The organism is Polyangium sp. 6x1 (assembly GCF_029946515.1).
Lineage (GTDB): Bacteria > Myxococcota_A > Polyangia > Polyangiales > Polyangiaceae > Polyangium.
The window spans coordinates 137,297-152,588 of the sequence record NZ_JARZHH010000017.1 but is presented as its reverse complement, the minus strand read 5'-3'; the positions used below and the strand labels follow the sequence as shown (position 1 = coordinate 152,588).

Below are 15,292 nucleotides of genomic sequence, written 5' to 3'. Positions count from 1 at the left end.
GCCTTGTCGAGGGCAGCCATCCCCCTTCGCGGCCCAAGCGAGTAGTCACCATGGCTCGGTCCTGTCGGATCACCAATTGACGCGGAGCGTCGTCGCCTGCGGATCGACAGGGGCCATCACCCGCACCACCCCCGCCCACGTCATCACCACCCGCCGCGCCTCCGCGTCCACCCGCACGGTCTGTAGCACCGCCTCCGGCGTGAACACCTTCGGGCTCCCCGGCGGCCTCACCTCGATCCGCGGCCTCTCCCCCGGCAATGGAAACCTCGTCTCCCCTTCCCCGGAGGCGAGCCCCTGCAAAATCACCACCTCGTCCCCCCGCAATCGCTCCACCGCCATCCCCGGCGCCGCCCCCTGCAGCCCACGTGGAAGGACCTCGTTTTTCCGGAACGGACCCGCGAGATCCTCGCCGTCCGCGAATTGCATCTCCCGGATCGGCTTCGTCGCCGGATCGTGCTCCAGAAACCCACCCATGAGCCGCATCATGCGCGGATACCACGTGTGCGGCACCCACCCGATCCCCGCAGGCATCGGCTGATCCAGCCACTTCTTCCAGTGTGGCACAAAAAACCGCGACGGCGTCAAGGGATCGCCGGGATCCTCGATCTGCGGGAGCAACGCCCCGTCCGCCCGATCCCGGTCCACGTCGATGAAATAAGCCCGCCCCACCTTGTTCCGCGGATACGCGAAGACCCCCTCCTGCCGCGGTGAAGGCTCGATCCTCCGCCCGTTCCGCCGCTTCGGAGGGCAGAGCTCGTCGTGCGCGTACGCGTCGTACCCGCCATACGCGAGATCCCACGCGAGCGGCACGCTCTCGAAGGGCGCCGGATCCGAGAACCGCACCACTCCGTCGATCGAGACCTCCGCCCGCCGCTCCCCGAGCACCCGGAGCACGCGCGCGTTTTTCCCGACCGCCACCTTCACCGTCGCCTCGCGCGCCTTGCCGCCCGGCGCATACGCCCGCCCCGTCACGATCACGTCGGTCGCGACCTTCGGCGGGAAGAGGTCCATATCGTCCCGGAGCCCGCGCATGCGGCCGTCGTCGCCCACCTCGAGGTCCGGCTCCCGGCGCACCGGCACCTCCACGTCCGCGAGCCGGAGCTTGCCCCCGGCGAACGAATACGCCCGTTTCGCCACGCACACGAGCCACACCTTGCCGTCCGTGCTCTTCGCGTTCGCGACCGCCTGCGCGCTGGTCATGCCACCCGCTCCCCGAACTCGGTTATCATGTCCCCGTGAAGGACGACGCCGAAACCCCCGCTCCCGCCGCGGCCCTCGCGCCCGCGCGGGGCGAAACACTCGCCGCGCCGGCGCGCACGATCGGGCTCGCCTCCGGACGATCGATCGAAATCGAGGAGACGGGCCGTGAAGAACACATTCAGGTCCGCAGCGCCGACGGAAACCTCGTCCTCTCGCTCCGCCTCACCGACGCGGGACCCGTCCTCTCGCTCTCCGCGGTCTCGCTGGAGATCGCCGCCCAGAAGCACCTCGCCCTGAAGAGCGAGACGCTCGCGATCCAGACCTCCGGCGACGCCACGCTCGACGTCGGCGGGAGCCTGCACGAACGCACGCGCGGGAGCGCGATCCGCGAGGTCGGCAAGGCCTCCATCGAGCGCGCCCGCGAGGTGAGCGTCGAGGCCGCGCCCGGCGGCGTGGTCATCAAGGCGAACGATGACGTGGCCATCACCGGCGAGCGCGTGCGGCTCAACTCGGACGATCCGCCCATGCCCCTCACCTGGGAAGAACACCACGCGCGGCAAGCCAAGAGGCTCGCCGCCGCGACGGAGCGGACCCACGAGATCGGCGTCCCCGGCCTCGGCCCGCTCCGCATCCCGGAGCCCTGACGCGCGCCTCACGCCCGCCGCGCCGCACGGAGCGCGTCGTTCGCCGCATCCCCGAGCTTCATGTCCGTCGCCACCTTCCGCGTCCACAGCCGCACGATCGGCATGAGCGCGGGGCGCTGGATCCGCAACGCGTCGAGCACTTCGTTCGTCTTGCCGCGCTCGAGCGCCACGAGCAGGCGCGTGAATGCCTCCAGCGTGATCGGTCCGCGGAAGGACTCCACCTTCGCCACGTACGCCGCGTCGTAGGCGTCGCGCAGCTTGTGCGTCCCGCGCGCCGACTCCGCGTCGATCGCGTCGGCCCAGCGCCGCTCGTTCTTTCGCCAGGAGCGCTCGCGCAGCGCGTGCGCATCGAGCACCTTCGCGCGATCCTGCTTCCCTTCGGCAAGCTCGGCGGCGATGGCCGCGGTCTGCTCGATCGTGAGCTCGATCGGCGCCTCGGGCTCCTCCTGCGCCGTGTTCAGCTTGCCCGCCGGCTCCGTGGTCGGCGCGGGCTCGATGCTGGCCGCCGCGGCCGCGACGGGGGCCTCCGCGGACGGTTTGTCGGGGGCCGCGAGGGGCCCGAGCATCGCGGGTTTCTCCACGGCGCGCGCCGTCGTCGGCGCTGCCTCGATCTTCGCCGCGATGCCCAGGAGCGCCGGCCGGGGCACCTCGAACGGCATCGGTGGCACGTTCGTCCGCGCCTCCACGCGCTCTTGCTTCGCAGGGACGTCGAACGGCTTCGTGTCGGGCTCCTCCGTATCCGCTTCCACCTGCGTCGGGCGCTTCGCCGGCTCGAACGGCGTCGCCGGCTTCGACGCCGCCAGGGCGGGGACGTGGGTCAACGTCCTCGGGCCCGATCCCTCGTCCTCGTCCCTCGACGGAGGCAAAGGGCGCGTGACGTCGTCGTGGATCGCGATGCTCGGCGCGCCGGGTCCTCCCGCGACGAACGGGAGCACCGGCGGCGCCTGCGGCGCGGTTTTTCCCTCCGGCGTCACGAGCGTCAGCGTCGTGTCCACGTCGATGCCGGCCGCCCCCTCCGCGCCCGTCATGTTGACCGAGACGAGCCCTCCCTCCGCCGCATGCGCGAGCAGCACCACGCCGCGCCACACCAGCATCGCGATCTGCCGGTCCGTATCGAGGATCAACGTGTCACAGCGGAGCCGCACCTCCTGCGCCGGCGCCCCCGTGCGTCGCACGTTCACGCGCGGGACGACACGGGCGAGCTTCGTTTCGAGGTGAGGATACGACGGGTGCAGGTTCACGAGCACGATCGGCTCGTCCCCCGCGAGGTTCGCGAGCTGCTGATCGGCGGGGGCGAGGTTGAAGTACGCGCCGTCCACATCCTCGGGCAGCGGCTTCGTGTTCCAGGTGCGCGGATCCCAGCTCGCCGCGTGCTGCCCGAGGAGCGAAAGACGCGCAGGCGACGTCGGCGCGACGGGGCCGAAGCCCTCCGCGGCCCAGCCGCGATCCGCGCGAACCTCGATGGACTTCTGCAAGGTCCCCACGCCGAGCTGCGCGACGAACACGGCGGGCGTGGGCGACTTCGACGGATGAGCGCGCCCGAGCACGAGCACATCGGCCCTTCGCTTGAACGGGGCCATGTCGCTCGCGGGGCTCTTCGTGTCCCAGACCGCCTCTCGCCTCGCGGCGAGCGGCGATTCGCCGGGCGCGAGCTCGAAGGTCGCCTTGCAGATCACCGTGAGCGCGTGCGCGCCCTGACGCGGCTGCCAGGGGAACAACGAGGCGCGCAGGGCGCAAAACGACACGACATCCATGGGCGCAGCCTACCGCGAAGCGACACCGATATGAAAGCTGCCGCGCGACGTGCGCGGCAGCTACGCGCATCACGACCCGCCGGCCGAAGAGCTACCGGCGCCTCTTCGCGAGCGCCGCGTCGAGCTTGGTGAGCTTTTTCTCCGCGGCAAACCAGGCGAGGCATTCGAGGCGCGCCTTGCGTTGCGTCGCGGAGAGGCTCTTTCCATTGTCGAGTTTTCCCGCGAGCACCTCGTTCAGGAATTCCTCGGTCGCAGGGTGCCACGCGTAGAAGAGCGGCCAGAGGTACTTCGCGGGCATGCGCTGCAAACCGTAATACCCCGGCACGGATTGCTCGCGGCGGATGCATTCGATGAGCGCCGCGGAGAGCTTCGCGCCGTCCGCTCGTTCGAGCGGCTGGGCGAGCTTCACCCAGGCCGGCCGCGGGGTCCCGAAGGATCCCCAGTCGTTCCGGAAGAGCTCCCGGTACGCGGCGAGCGCCGCAGCGACCGCCTCCATCGGCGCGCCGGCGCGCACGGTCGCGTCGAAAACGTCCCGCAGCGGGTCGAGCTCGTCGAGCTTGGCCTCGAGACGTCGCGTGAGCCGCCCCCACGCGTCGTCGCCGAGCGCGGAGAGGACAACCGCCTCGTCGATCGTTTCCGCGTCGCCGAGCGCTCGCAGGTAAGCGAAGAACGGCGCGCGCTCGGCTTTTTCATGGCGGGGCAAGACATCGAACGCGATCTCGTGCGCGTCGTCGAGGACGCTCGCCAGACGGTCGGCGTCGCGCCGGTCGGCGAAGCGATCGAGGAGCGGCCGGGCCCGCTGCACGAATTCGAGCCGATCGGGCAATTTCACGCCGTCAGCCTCGCCGAGCTTCCACAGGGCCGCCGAGTGATCGACGATTTCCTTGAGCAGGACGAAGGGGATCGGAATCGACGCGCCGCGCTCGCGAGCGCCGGGGACCCCACGCCAGGGCTGTGCGCCCCACGCGGCGACAGCTCGGCCGCGTTCGTCGTCGCTGCGCTCGCTCGCGAGAAACCAGACGGGGTCGAAGCTCTCCGGAATCGCGCCGCCGTTCGTTTTGCCCGCCTGCTCCAGGCGCCGGATGTCCTCTCCATGCAGATCGCCGTGCCAGGAGAGCCCGGCGGCGGTGGCGAGCGTACGCGCCCGGCGATAATCGTCGAGCGCGCCGGCCGTGTCTCCCGATCCTTCGCGGACCAAGGCCCGCGCCGCGAAAATACGCGCCTCGAAGCCGCGCTCCGTGACCCCCTCGCCGGCGCGGGCGCGCGCCTCGTCCCCCCGCGCGCGCTCGTCGATCATGCCGACCGCCTCGTCGGCAAGCACGCGCGCCCTCGTGAGGAGCGACGAACGCTCTGCCTCGGAGATCGGCTTGGCTTTTTTGGTCTTCGGCCGATCGCGGCAGGGGTCTTCCCCGCCTGCGAGCTTCCCGAGGGATCGCGCCACCTGCGCGAGCCCAATCGCCCTTCGATCCTGCCGGTCGCCACGAAAAAAGAAGCCGAGCGAGAGTCCTTGCGCCGGGTCGCCGATCGGCTCGGCGGCGCGCCAATCCTCCGCGGCGGCGCGCTCGTCACCGAGATACAGCCGGCATTCCCAGCGGGCGCGGAAGAGCTCCGCGCCGGCGACCCCCGCATCGATGGCCGTCGACAGCCAAGGCTCGGCCTCAGCGTAGGCGCAGTGGTTGAATAACTTGTACCCGAGCATCTCGGCGATCCCCACCGCCGTCTCGAAGACGGCGCCGTCCTCCTCTTTCAGCCACGCGTCGAGCGCAGGCTGGATGTTTTTCAGGAACGTGAGGTGATTGTCATTCGAGAGGTGCTTCGTGGTGTATCGATAATGCTTGGCCACGAAGAGGCGCTCGCGAGGATCGCTGCTCGTGGCGTGAGGCGCGAGCGCTTTCAGATGGCCGCCGAGCGAAGAGGTCGAGCGGGTCCGCTCTTTGAGCTCGGACAGCTCCGCGAGCGCCTCCTTCCGGAGCTCGTTTGGCACGGCGTGCTCGAGCTCGAGCCAATAACCGGAGTCGACGTCGATGACGTGCCGGAGGAGGAGGACCGCCTCTTCGTGCGCATCTTCATCGAGCGCCAGGGCGATCCGGCCGACCGCGGGCAGCGCCGCATTTTGGAGGTTCTGCCAGTTGGCCCATTGCGTCGAGAAACCAACGGGATAGGGGGTGAGCGTCGGCAGAAGGCATGAGCGGCCGTGCGCTTCGTGGACGCGGGTCTCGGCCCAGACCCGCCCGGCGAGGAGATACAGGGCGGATCCCCGCTGGCGGAGGACGATCGGCTCGCCCTCGGCTCTTTGGATGGCCACTTCGATCGACGTCCCGACGCGCCTCGCCGTGAACGAGGGGACTTCACGCTGCCCTTGGAGAAAATTCGACGAAAAGTGCGCGAAAAACTCGGCGAGGGCGTCGTGCAGCGTCGCATTGGAATCCATGGGGGGAGCGACCCTAGCACGTCCTCGACGGAGAGCTACGTTCGCCCGTGGCGACGAAGCAGCGGCGTGAGCCTCGCCCCGGACCTCGAGGCCATTACCCTACGGAATCGCATTCATGTCACGTGCCCGTCAGCCCTCGCCATTCCGCGGCCGCGGAGCCTTCTTCCGTCTCGCTCCCATGGCTCCCGACGCGGCGGCGCGCAGAATGCGGCGGAAGGTGGGGCATTCCATGTGGCTCGGCGCGGCGCAGGCAGCGGCGTGTCGCAGGCCGTCGCGCATGGCGCAAAGCTCGCGGATCGTCTTGTCGAGCTCCTCCGCCTTTGCGAGGAGCATCCGCCGATCGATGCGCGGCTGCCCGTCCGGCGCGAACATGAGCGCTATCTCGTCGAGCGAAAAACCGGCGGCACGACCGAGCGCGATCATCGCCAGCCGCTCGAGGACGCCGGGATCGAACAGGCGGCGCAGGCCCCTCCTGCCGACGGAGGCGATCAGCCCCTTTTCCTCGTAGAACCGCAGCGCCGAAGCCGGCACGCCGGACCGCTGCGCCACCTCGGCGATGTCCAGGTCTTTCACGCTTGACCTCAAGTCGACTTGAACTGGCATGGTGCAGCTCACGCCTCGTCGTGGCAAGCAACAAGCAAGGAAGGAGACGCCCATGAGCGCAACACAGCCCACAGAGAACGAACAGACGGCCCTTTGGAACGGCCCCGCCGGACGTGCCTGGGTCGACGCGCAGGAGCTGCTCGACTCGATGTTCAAGCCGTTCGAAGACCTGCTCGCCTCCGCGGTCTCCGCCGGTCCCGGAGGCCGGGTGCTCGACATCGGCTGCGGCACGGGCGCGACGACGCTCGCCGCCGCGCGGCTGCTCGGCGCGAAGGGCCGCTGCGTCGGCATCGACATCTCGGATCCGATGATCGCCGCCGCCCGGGCACGCGCCGAACGGGAGGGCACGCCGGTGAGCTTTCTTCGCGCCGACGCGCAGGTCCACGCGTTCGAGCCCGCGAGCTTCGACATGATCATTTCACGCTTCGGCGTCATGTTTTTCGAAGACCCTGTCCGGGCCTTCGCGAACCTGCGGCGCGCCGCGAGCGACAACGCCGAGCTCCAGTTCTTCGCCTGGCGGAGCGCCGCAGACAATCCGTTCATGACGACGGCCGAGCGCGCCGCGGCGCCGCTCCTGCCAAACCTCCCCGCCCGCCGACCGGGCGCGCCGGGGCAATTCGCATTCGCGGACGCCGGCCGAGTCTCCACGATCTTGGAGGAGAGTGGCTGGGCCGAGATCGACATCCAGCCGATCGATATTGCCTGCACGCTGCCCGAGAAGGAGCTCGTCCGTTACTTGACCCGGCTCGGTCCCCTCGGCCTGGTCCTGCAAACGGCGGACGAGCAGACGCGCACGCAGGTGATCGAAACGGTCCGCGCCGCGTTCGATCCCTACGTGCACGGAGCCGACGTCCGTTATACCGCGGCCTGCTGGAGGGTCCGCGCGCGCGCCGTCATTTCGGCACCGTGACCTGACAGCTATCCTGCGGCCCGATCCACGCGATGATGTTGACCCAGAGCTTTTCGATCTCGGGCAGCGCTTGCCATTCGCTGTCGTATTCGATCCACTCGTCGCCCCACACCACCGCCCGGCCCTTGCCCCGCTCGTGCGCGAACGCCACGGGCCCCGCTGCGATGCTCCCGATCGCCGTGCTCGTGCCGCCGCTCCCGCCGAGGTCCCCGACCACGTATCCGCCGAGGAACGTCACCGACGAGAGGCCCGCCGTCACCGGATGCGCCGCGAACATCGTCACCGGCTCGGACTGCAGCCCGGGCTGATACGCGAGCCCGAACGGGGCGAGCAGCGTGTTCGTGTAGAAATCCGGATCCGCGTCGGTATATCCGGTCATCGAGACGAACCCGCCCCGCGTCTCCACCCACGCCGCGAGCGCGCTCGCCTCCTCGGCTGTGTAAGGCCGTGCCAATCGATCGAAGATGATGACGTCGTATTTGTCGAGGAGCGCAGCATCGAGGACCTCCGCGGGCGTCTGGTGCGTCCGCTCCACGCTCGTGCCTCGCGCCGTGAGCCATGCCTGGAAGTTCGAGGAGGGGTTGCTCCCCGGGCTGCCGACGATGCCGATCCGCAAGCAATCGCAGATCCCGTCCTGGCCCACGTCGACGTCGTCGACGCGGCCATTGCAATCGTCGTCCTTGCCGTCGCACACCGTCTCGACCGCGCTCGCCGGCGTGCACGACCCGCCCCCGCCCCCCGAGCCGCTCGGGAAGAGGAAGCCGCCTTCGCCTCCCATTCCGCCGCCGCCCGCGTTCATGCCTCCGCTCCCGCCTGCGCTCCCGCCCCCCGCGCCGCCCCCTTGCCCCCCGGGGCCGGACGTCGCCCCGTTTTCGCCACCCGAGCAGTGGACGAGCCCGGACGCGAACAGCACCATGCAAAAGATACGCTTGATCATACCTCGATGGTCGGCGGCATCGACCGGGATGTCAATCACGAGGCGCGCTCTCCTCCAAGCCCCCGAGGACCCCGCTCCCTTCCGCATCTCCCCAAGGCCATCCCATCCCTGGACGCGCGTGGTATCCTTTGCGCCTTCGGATTGTCGTCCCTCCAAGCCCCGAAAGTGACACTTTATGAATGCTAGAATTTTTTCCCACGCACGTCCCCTCACGGCCGTCCTCCTCGCGTTGCCCCTCGCGCTCGTCGTCGCCTGCAGCGGCGAAAAGGGCTCCGGGGATCCGGGCAGCGGCGGCGCTGGAAATGCCGCCGGCGCAGGGGGAAGCTCGAGCAGCTCGGGCATGGGTGGGGCCTCTTCGAGCTCCGGCGGAGGCATGACCGGAAACCCAACGCAAGGCAAATGCAGCACTCCGACGCTGACCGTCACCGAGGTCGAGCTCCCCATCGCCGTCGACCAGAACGAAGACGAGGTAAATCTCCGCCCCCTCGCGATTTCGCCCAAACCGTCTGGCGGCTCCCGCCTGGCCTTCATGGGGAGCGACGACAAGGTCCACGTCGCCGAGCTCGACGTGAACGACAAGCTCGTCGGTGACCTCGTCGATATCGACGCCCACGATTTCGGCGACCTCTATGCCGATGACAAAGGCGGCGTCCTCCTCCTCACGCGCGACGCCCAAGGCGGCGGGACGCTCAACTGCGGCGATCCGACGAACCTCTGCGGCAATCCGCCAAACCCGCCCGTGGCATGCCACGACATGTACATGGTGCGCTTCGACGGCCAAAGCGAGTCCTGGGCGACGAAGCTCACGAGCTCGAGCGCGGCCCTGCCCCCGTATTCGACCGGCAAGACGGGCCCCGACGTCTTCATGATCTGGTGGTACGCGCATCACGGCCGCATCGCCTCGGATGGCACGAACTTCGCCGGTTATTTCGGCGCGGCGATCAGCGTCACGCAAGGCGGCTGCATCAACATCCACCAAGGCGATCGCATGAAGGTCGTCTCCCCGGCCGGAGAGCCGATCTCCGGCGGGTTCGATTGGGGTTGTAGCCACAGCGGCTACGAGCGCATCACCTGGGATCCGGACGCGAAGAAATACGTCACCATCTGCAAGACCGACAACAACAACCGGATCGCCTATGCCCCGGCCGTCTCCACGATCAAGGGGATCGACCTCGCGTACGCGAATTTGAGCGACGTCGCCCTCGATCACGACGGCGGATACTGGGCCCTGACGAGCGACCGTCAAGATGGCCAGCCCGCCCTCGCCGACGGCCTCGCCGAGGTCCACCTCCTGCATTTCAACGGCGGGACGGCCGACAAGGACATCGTGCTCGCCGGCAAGGCCGGGGAGAACGCGCGCGCGCCCTACCTCGCGAATTACGGCGACAAGTACCTCCTCGCCGGCTGGGAGACCTCGACCGCCTCGGGGGATCTCAAGGCCTCCGACGGAAATCGAAAGATGTTCGTCCAGGTCCTGAACGTGGCGACCGGCGAAGCCGTGAGCGACGTGCTCGACGCCGGCGTGCCGGGCAATCGTTACCAGGCGTTCCGCGCCTACCCGGATGGCAGCGTCGCCTTCGCCGCGAAGGGCACGAAGGGCAGCGCCGTCCGTATTTTCCGCGCAATGCCCTGCGCTGCGGAGTGATCGCCCCTTCGCGCCCCCCGCAAGCCTTTGATGCGGGGGGCCGAAGGCGCGCCCACCAGACGACGGTGTCTCGGCGGGCTACTTGTAGTAGCAATCCTGGAAGGCTTTCCCCTCCGCCTGGCATACCGTGTCATCACAGGAAAGCTCGTTGGCTTCGTTGCACGAGCACGCGGAGGTCTCCTGGGGCTGCGGCATGCAATCGACCCACGCGGAGAGCTCGTCCGCGCATTCAGGGCTGCAATTGCATTTGGTTGGGTCTGCATTACACCCGAACGCGGCGACCAGTGCCGTTGACTTGTTGCATGCCTCCACGCATGCCGCATCCCCGCCCCCTCCGCCATTGCCCCCCGACCCGCTGCTCGAATTCGAAGACGAGCCGGGCCCCGAGCTCGTGGACGCGCTTCCTTGGCCTCCCTCCCCACCACCGCCTCCGCCGCCCGCGGGACCCGAAGTGGCTCCACAGGCCGTGACCGTCAAAAAGAGACCAACCAAGCTCGCCTTTTCGAAAAAACGCATTCCTGTACGCTCCGTTCCATGATCACGGCAACGGCTCCCGGAAAGAAGCATCCGGTACGCACGCCGTGCCGATTGTGCGAGCAAAGCAGGCCGCCCCTCTCTGTCGTCGAGGGCGGCAGCTTGATGGCGTTCCCGCCAGGCCGTGCGCAACGCCCATCCGGATGGGGCTCTTCCGTGTCGACAGAAAAAGGTGTTCCCTGCACCTACAGCCCGAACACCCCGAGCGCCGCAAGCGCGACGAACCCCACGACGCTGCTACCCTGGCGCGCCCCGAGGCATTTGGACCGAAGGAAGGATAGCTGACAGGCTGTCGGCAATGGTATAAGCGCGTGGATGACACGCCTGGCCATGCTTGCCTTCGCGCTTGCCTTCGGGGCGGGCATCGCCCCTGCGCGAGCCGCGGAGCCGCCTCCGACCCCAGCGGCGTCGCCCGCGACGCGCCTCGCGATGTCCCCGTTCGTTCCAACGTATCCATTCGCCTCCCCCAAGAATCATGCACGGATGATACCCGTGGGACATACGCCGGCGCTCGTGCCCCTGCCCTCCGTGCGCGCCGCGCCGACCTCGACACGGGTCCAGCGCTGGTATGGGTGGCAAACCTTGATCGGCATCGGCGCGGCCGACATCGTGGCCTTCCCCTTGTCGACGGTGAAGCTCGCGCTCTTCGGGCCCGTGACCCTCGGCTTGCGGGCGTTCGTGCCGCCGATCGTGCACTGGTCGCACGGTCACGTCGGCAAGGGCTTCGGCAGCCTCGCGCTGAATCTCGGCTTCCCCGTGGTCATGGCCGGGATTGGCGCCGGGATGGGGCTCGCCTGGGGCCACGACGACATTCCAGGCGTCTCGGCCATCTTCGGCGGTTTCCTTGGCGTTCTGGCCGCTCCAGCGATCGATATCGCCGTGCTCTCCACGGAGGATGTCGATGCGCCTGCCGAAAGGGCCTCGCGCCTTTCCCTCCCCCGCGTGCTGGCCGTCGTGCCCATGACCTCCGCGGATCGTGTCGGCCTCATCCTGATCGGCCAGCTCTGAAATCGGCGCCCGCCGCTCCGCAATTCAGCCGAAGTGACCCCGCAGGTACGCCTGCGTGCGCGGCTGCCGGGGAGCCTCGAAGAGCTCGGGCGTGGGGGCCACCTCGACGATTTCGCCCATATAGAGGAACGCAGCCTGATCGCTGAGCCGCCGCGCCTCCTGCATGGAGTGCGTGACGAGCACGATCGTGTATTTCTCCTTGAGCGCCACGATGAGCTCCTCGATCCGCCCCGTGGCAATGGGATCGAGGGCCGAGGCGGGCTCGTCCATGAGGAGCACCTCGGGCCGAACGGCCACGGCGCGCGCCACGCAGAGGCGCTGCTGTTGCCCGCCCGAGAGCTCGAGCGCGGATTCGTGCAGCCGGTCCTTCACCTCGTCCCAGAGCGCGGCCGCTTCGAGCGACTCGTGCACGCGGCACTCGAGGACGGCGCGATTCCGCTCGCCCGCCACGCGCAAGCCATACGCCACGTTCTCGAAGATCGTTTTCGGGAACGGGTTCGACCGCTGGAAGACCATGCCGACCTTCCGGCGCACCTCCACCGGGTCCACGTGCGGGTCGAGGATATCGGCGCCGTCGAGGTAGACCTTGCCCGTCACCCGCACGCCGTCATGGAGCTCGTGCATGCGGTTCAGCGCCCGCAGGAATGTGCTCTTGCCGCAGCCAGAGGGGCCAATCAGCGCGGTCACCTGGTTCTCGGGAATCGTGAGGCTCGCAGACCGGAGCGCCACTTTCTCGCGGTAATGGACGACGAGATCCCGGGCCTCCATCTTCGCCGTCATACGCGCGTCCCTCGCTGCGCCCTCGCCCGCAGCACGAGCGCCGCCGCGTCGAGCACGAGCGTGAGCACGAGGAGCACGAGCACCGTGCCGAAGAGCATCGGTCGTGCCCGATCGACGTCCGGAGCCTGCGTGGCGAGGACATACACGTGATAACCGAGATGCATGAACCCATCCCGCACGTCGGTCGGGACCCGCGGGAGGTAATTGGCGACGCCCGTGAAGAGGATCGGCGCGACCTCGCCCGCGCCGCGGCTCACCGCGAGCACGACGCCCGTGAGAATGCCGGCGCGCGCGTGCGGCAAAACCACGCGCGCGATCGTCGTGAGCTTGGTCGCGCCGAGCGCATAGGAGGCCTCGCGGTGCTCACGCGGGACGCGGCGGATGGCCTCCTCCGTGGTGACGATGACGACCGGCAGCGTGAGCACCGCGAGCGTGAGCGACGACCAGAGGATCGCGGGCCTTCCGAACACGGGCGAGGTCGCGTCCGAATAAAACATGCCGTCGATGCGGCCTCCCACGAACAGCGCGAAGAAGCCCAGGCCGAAGAGCCCGAATACGATCGAGGGCACGCCGGCGAGGCTCCGCACGGCAGCGCGCACGGCCGTCGCGAACCAGGATCGCTGCGGCGCGTATTCGGCGAGATAAACGGCCGTCGCGACCCCGACGGGAACGCCGGCCAAGGTCATCAGCATCGTGCACGCCGCCGTGCCATAAATGGCCGGCATCACGCCGCCCCCGGCGAGATCACTGGAGGGCGCATCGACGAGCATTTGCCACGAGAGCGCGCCCGCCCCATACACCACCACGATCCCGAGGATCGCAAAGATTGCGACGAGCACCACGAGGAGCGCGAGGCCCGAGACGAACCGGAGCGCGCGATCGCCGACGTTCACGGGCCCTCCCCCTCGGAAGGGTTGAGCCGACGCGCGAGCCTTCGCACCACGACCCGGCATAACGTGTCGAGCGCCCACGTGACGACGAGCAGGATCATTCCCAGGAGGAAGAGCACGCGCCAGTGCTCGCCGCCGCGAGGAGATTCGCCGAGCTCGGCCGCGATCGTCGCGGTCAGGGTTCGCGCGCTCGACGTGGGCGATGCGTCGAGCACGGCGGCGTTGCCCGAGGCCATGAGCACGATCATCGTCTCGCCAATGGCCCGGCCAAACCCGAGCACCAGCGAGGCCACGATCCCCGGCAGCGCGGCCGGCAGGACCACGCGGGCAATGGTCTGGTGGCGACGGGCGCCGACCGCGAGGGAGGCCTCGCGGAGCGCGAGAGGCACGCCGTGGATGGCGTCCTCCGATACGGTGAAGATCACGGGCAGCACCGCGAGCGAGAGCGCGAGCGCGGCGACGAGCGCATTGAGGCGATAGGTGCAGCCGAGGATGTCCTGGGTCGCGTCCGCGATGAACGTGAGGGCGAAGAAGCCGAGAATGACCGAAGGCACCCCCGCGAGCAGCTCGATGACCGGCTTGATCAGCGCGCGCGTCCGCGGTCGCAGAATCTCGGCGACGTATATCGCCGCGAGGAGCGAGAGAGGCGCGGAAATCGCCATGGCGAGCGCCGTGATCTTCAGCGAGCCCGCGAGCAGCGGCACCACGCCGTATTTCGGCGGGTAACCCACGGGCTGCCATACGTAGGCCGGATGGTCATAACCGGGGTAGTGCTGCGGGGCCACGAGCGCGAGGTCGGCGCCGCCGTCCCAGAGCAAGGGCAGCGCCTCACGGACGACGAATACGAAAATGAGGAGGATGGCGCCGATCGCCGAGGCCGCCGCGAGGGCAATCGCGCGCTCGGCGAGCCGCTCGCCGAGCGAACGGCGGAAGCGCCGGCGAGGCGCGATGCCCCGGCTCATAAGGAGCCCCGCCATGCAAAAAAACCCGCCTCCTCGGCGAGCCCCTGCGCCTCGGGGCCGACGATCCAATGCACGAACGCCTCGGTCCCCGGGTTCGTCGGCGTGACGAAGTAAAGGAAGAGCGGGCGCGTCAGGGGATAACGTCGGGCCATCGCCGCCTCGCGGCTGGGTGGGACGCGGCTCCCGTCGTCGAGCTCGAGCGGGAGCACCTTCACACCGCGGGCCCGTGCAATGCCGCCGTAGCCGATCCCCATGGGATCCCGAGCGACCGCTTGCACGACGGCCGCGGTGCCCGGCAGGCTCTGGGCCTCCGGCGCGAAGTCGCCTTTCTCGAGGACCCGCTCCTTGAAGTAGGCATACGTGCCCGAGCTCGATTCGCGCGAATAAAGGACGATGGGCCGGGACGCGCCCCCAAGCTCGCTCCAGCGCCGGATCTTGCCCTGAAAGACGTCTCGCAGCTCGTCGAGCGTCATCGACGAAATGGGGTTCGTGTCGTGCACGTACACGGCGACGGCGTCGAGGGCCACGGGGACCTCGACGAGCCTCGCGCCGCTGTCCTCGATCCGGGCGCGCTCTTCGGGCGCTATCGGGCGGCTGGCCATGGCGAGATCGGTCGTCCCGTTCATGAGCGCGGCGATACCCGTGCCCGTGCCGCCGCCGGAGACCTCCACGACCACGTCCGGCCGGTTCGCCGTGTACGCCTCGGCCCAGCGTTGCATCAGCACGACGAGGGTATCCGAGCCCCGGACCGTGATCCTCGCGCCGGCGCCCGGTTCACGTCCATAACGGCCGCTGCACGCGAGCAGGCTGAGCAGGACCCACAGGAAGAGTGCCCGATTCACGACCCGGCGTGTCGCCCGGCAACCCACATCGCCATGCCCCCTGAATGCAGCGTAGGCTCTCCCTCGACACGGCGTGCCGGAGGCGAGCTCGAGCATTTCGTTTCCGGTCCCTGCGTCGGATGATCCCGTCCATAGTGCGCCCGGAGGAGCTG

At 69.0% G+C, this 15,292-nt stretch carries 13 protein-coding genes; 4 read left to right on the top strand and 9 right to left on the bottom strand.

The window, feature by feature from the left end:
- Positions 1-69 precede the first annotated feature (69 nt).
- Entirely contained in the window at positions 70-1,200 is a 1,131-nt protein-coding gene (locus QHF85_RS18425) for a DUF2169 domain-containing protein (RefSeq protein ID WP_281328522.1), read from the bottom strand.
- A 35-nt stretch (positions 1,201-1,235) separates the two neighbouring features.
- Here QHF85_RS18425 and QHF85_RS18420 point away from each other — a divergent pair, with 35 nt between their 5' ends.
- Positions 1,236-1,844 carry a hypothetical protein gene (locus QHF85_RS18420; protein WP_281328521.1) on the top strand — a complete coding sequence of 203 codons (609 nt, stop codon included), beginning with the start codon at positions 1,236-1,238 and terminating at the stop codon, positions 1,842-1,844.
- Between the two features lie 8 nt (positions 1,845-1,852).
- On the opposite strand, the gene QHF85_RS18415 is transcribed toward QHF85_RS18420, so the two are convergent.
- From QHF85_RS18415 to QHF85_RS18405, 3 genes are all read right to left on the bottom strand, one after another.
- A complete protein-coding gene (locus QHF85_RS18415; RefSeq protein ID WP_281328520.1) occupies positions 1,853-3,598 on the bottom strand; it encodes a DUF2169 domain-containing protein in 1,746 nt (581 codons plus the stop codon).
- A 91-nt stretch (positions 3,599-3,689) separates the two neighbouring features.
- A complete protein-coding gene (locus QHF85_RS18410; protein WP_281328519.1) occupies positions 3,690-6,029 on the bottom strand; it encodes a hypothetical protein in 2,340 nt (779 codons plus the stop codon).
- Positions 6,030-6,158: 129 nt separating this feature from the next.
- Positions 6,159-6,602, bottom strand: coding sequence for a helix-turn-helix domain-containing protein (locus QHF85_RS18405; protein ID WP_281328518.1), 444 nt, complete (start codon positions 6,600-6,602; stop codon positions 6,159-6,161).
- Positions 6,603-6,684: 82 nt separating this feature from the next.
- On the opposite strand from QHF85_RS18405, the gene QHF85_RS18400 reads away from it, so the two are divergent.
- Positions 6,685-7,542, top strand: coding sequence for a class I SAM-dependent methyltransferase (locus QHF85_RS18400; RefSeq protein ID WP_281328517.1), 858 nt, complete (start codon positions 6,685-6,687; stop codon positions 7,540-7,542).
- On the opposite strand, the gene QHF85_RS18395 is transcribed toward QHF85_RS18400, so the two are convergent.
- Positions 7,526-8,479, bottom strand: coding sequence for a hypothetical protein (locus QHF85_RS18395; RefSeq protein ID WP_281328516.1), 954 nt, complete (start codon positions 8,477-8,479; stop codon positions 7,526-7,528). The genes QHF85_RS18400 and QHF85_RS18395 overlap by 17 nt on opposite strands.
- A gap of 175 nt (positions 8,480-8,654) precedes the next feature.
- Between QHF85_RS18395 and QHF85_RS18390 the strand changes: the two genes are divergently transcribed.
- The gene (locus tag QHF85_RS18390) at positions 8,655-10,124 is read left to right on the top strand and encodes a hypothetical protein (protein WP_281328515.1); all 1,470 of its coding nucleotides are present in this window, start codon (positions 8,655-8,657) and stop codon (positions 10,122-10,124) included.
- Positions 10,125-11,150: 1,026 nt separating this feature from the next.
- A complete protein-coding gene (locus QHF85_RS18385) occupies positions 11,151-11,666 on the top strand; it encodes a hypothetical protein (protein ID WP_281328514.1) in 516 nt (171 codons plus the stop codon).
- Between the two features lie 24 nt (positions 11,667-11,690).
- Here the strand turns inward: QHF85_RS18385 and pstB are convergent, their stop codons facing one another.
- Genes pstB through QHF85_RS18365 form a run of 4 tightly spaced genes read right to left on the bottom strand, consistent with a single transcriptional unit; the run spans position 11,691 to position 15,140 of the window.
- A complete protein-coding gene (gene pstB / locus QHF85_RS18380) occupies positions 11,691-12,434 on the bottom strand; it encodes a phosphate ABC transporter ATP-binding protein PstB (RefSeq protein WP_348652746.1) in 744 nt (247 codons plus the stop codon).
- Positions 12,435-12,442: 8 nt separating this feature from the next.
- Positions 12,443-13,339 carry a phosphate ABC transporter permease PstA gene (pstA, locus tag QHF85_RS18375; RefSeq protein ID WP_281328512.1) on the bottom strand — a complete coding sequence of 299 codons (897 nt, stop codon included), beginning with the start codon at positions 13,337-13,339 and terminating at the stop codon, positions 12,443-12,445.
- On the bottom strand, positions 13,336-14,313 hold the full coding sequence (gene pstC / locus QHF85_RS18370) for a phosphate ABC transporter permease subunit PstC (RefSeq protein ID WP_281328511.1): 978 nt from the start codon (positions 14,311-14,313) through the stop codon (positions 13,336-13,338). Before pstC ends, pstA begins: the two co-directional genes overlap by 4 nt.
- Positions 14,295-15,140, bottom strand: coding sequence for a phosphate ABC transporter substrate-binding protein (locus QHF85_RS18365; protein ID WP_281328510.1), 846 nt, complete (start codon positions 15,138-15,140; stop codon positions 14,295-14,297). The genes pstC and QHF85_RS18365 overlap by 19 nt, the downstream gene beginning before the upstream one ends.
- Positions 15,141-15,292 lie beyond the last annotated feature (152 nt).

Excerpts from the sequence above, each read along its gene's own strand:
- QHF85_RS18425 (WP_281328522.1), bottom strand. The coding sequence starts at position 1,200 with ATGACCAGCGCGCAGGCGGTCGCGAACGCGAAGAGCACGGACGGCAAG.
- QHF85_RS18415 (WP_281328520.1), bottom strand. The coding sequence starts at position 3,598 with ATGGATGTCGTGTCGTTTTGCGCCCTGCGCGCCTCGTTGTTCCCCTGG.
- QHF85_RS18410 (WP_281328519.1), bottom strand. The coding sequence starts at position 6,029 with ATGGATTCCAATGCGACGCTGCACGACGCCCTCGCCGAGTTTTTCGCG.
- QHF85_RS18400 (WP_281328517.1), top strand. The coding sequence starts at position 6,685 with ATGAGCGCAACACAGCCCACAGAGAACGAACAGACGGCCCTTTGGAAC.
- QHF85_RS18395 (WP_281328516.1), bottom strand. The coding sequence starts at position 8,479 with ATGATCAAGCGTATCTTTTGCATGGTGCTGTTCGCGTCCGGGCTCGTC.
- QHF85_RS18390 (WP_281328515.1), top strand. The coding sequence starts at position 8,655 with ATGAATGCTAGAATTTTTTCCCACGCACGTCCCCTCACGGCCGTCCTC.
- pstB (WP_348652746.1), bottom strand. The coding sequence starts at position 12,434 with ATGGAGGCCCGGGATCTCGTCGTCCATTACCGCGAGAAAGTGGCGCTC.
- pstC (WP_281328511.1), bottom strand. The coding sequence starts at position 14,313 with ATGGCGGGGCTCCTTATGAGCCGGGGCATCGCGCCTCGCCGGCGCTTC.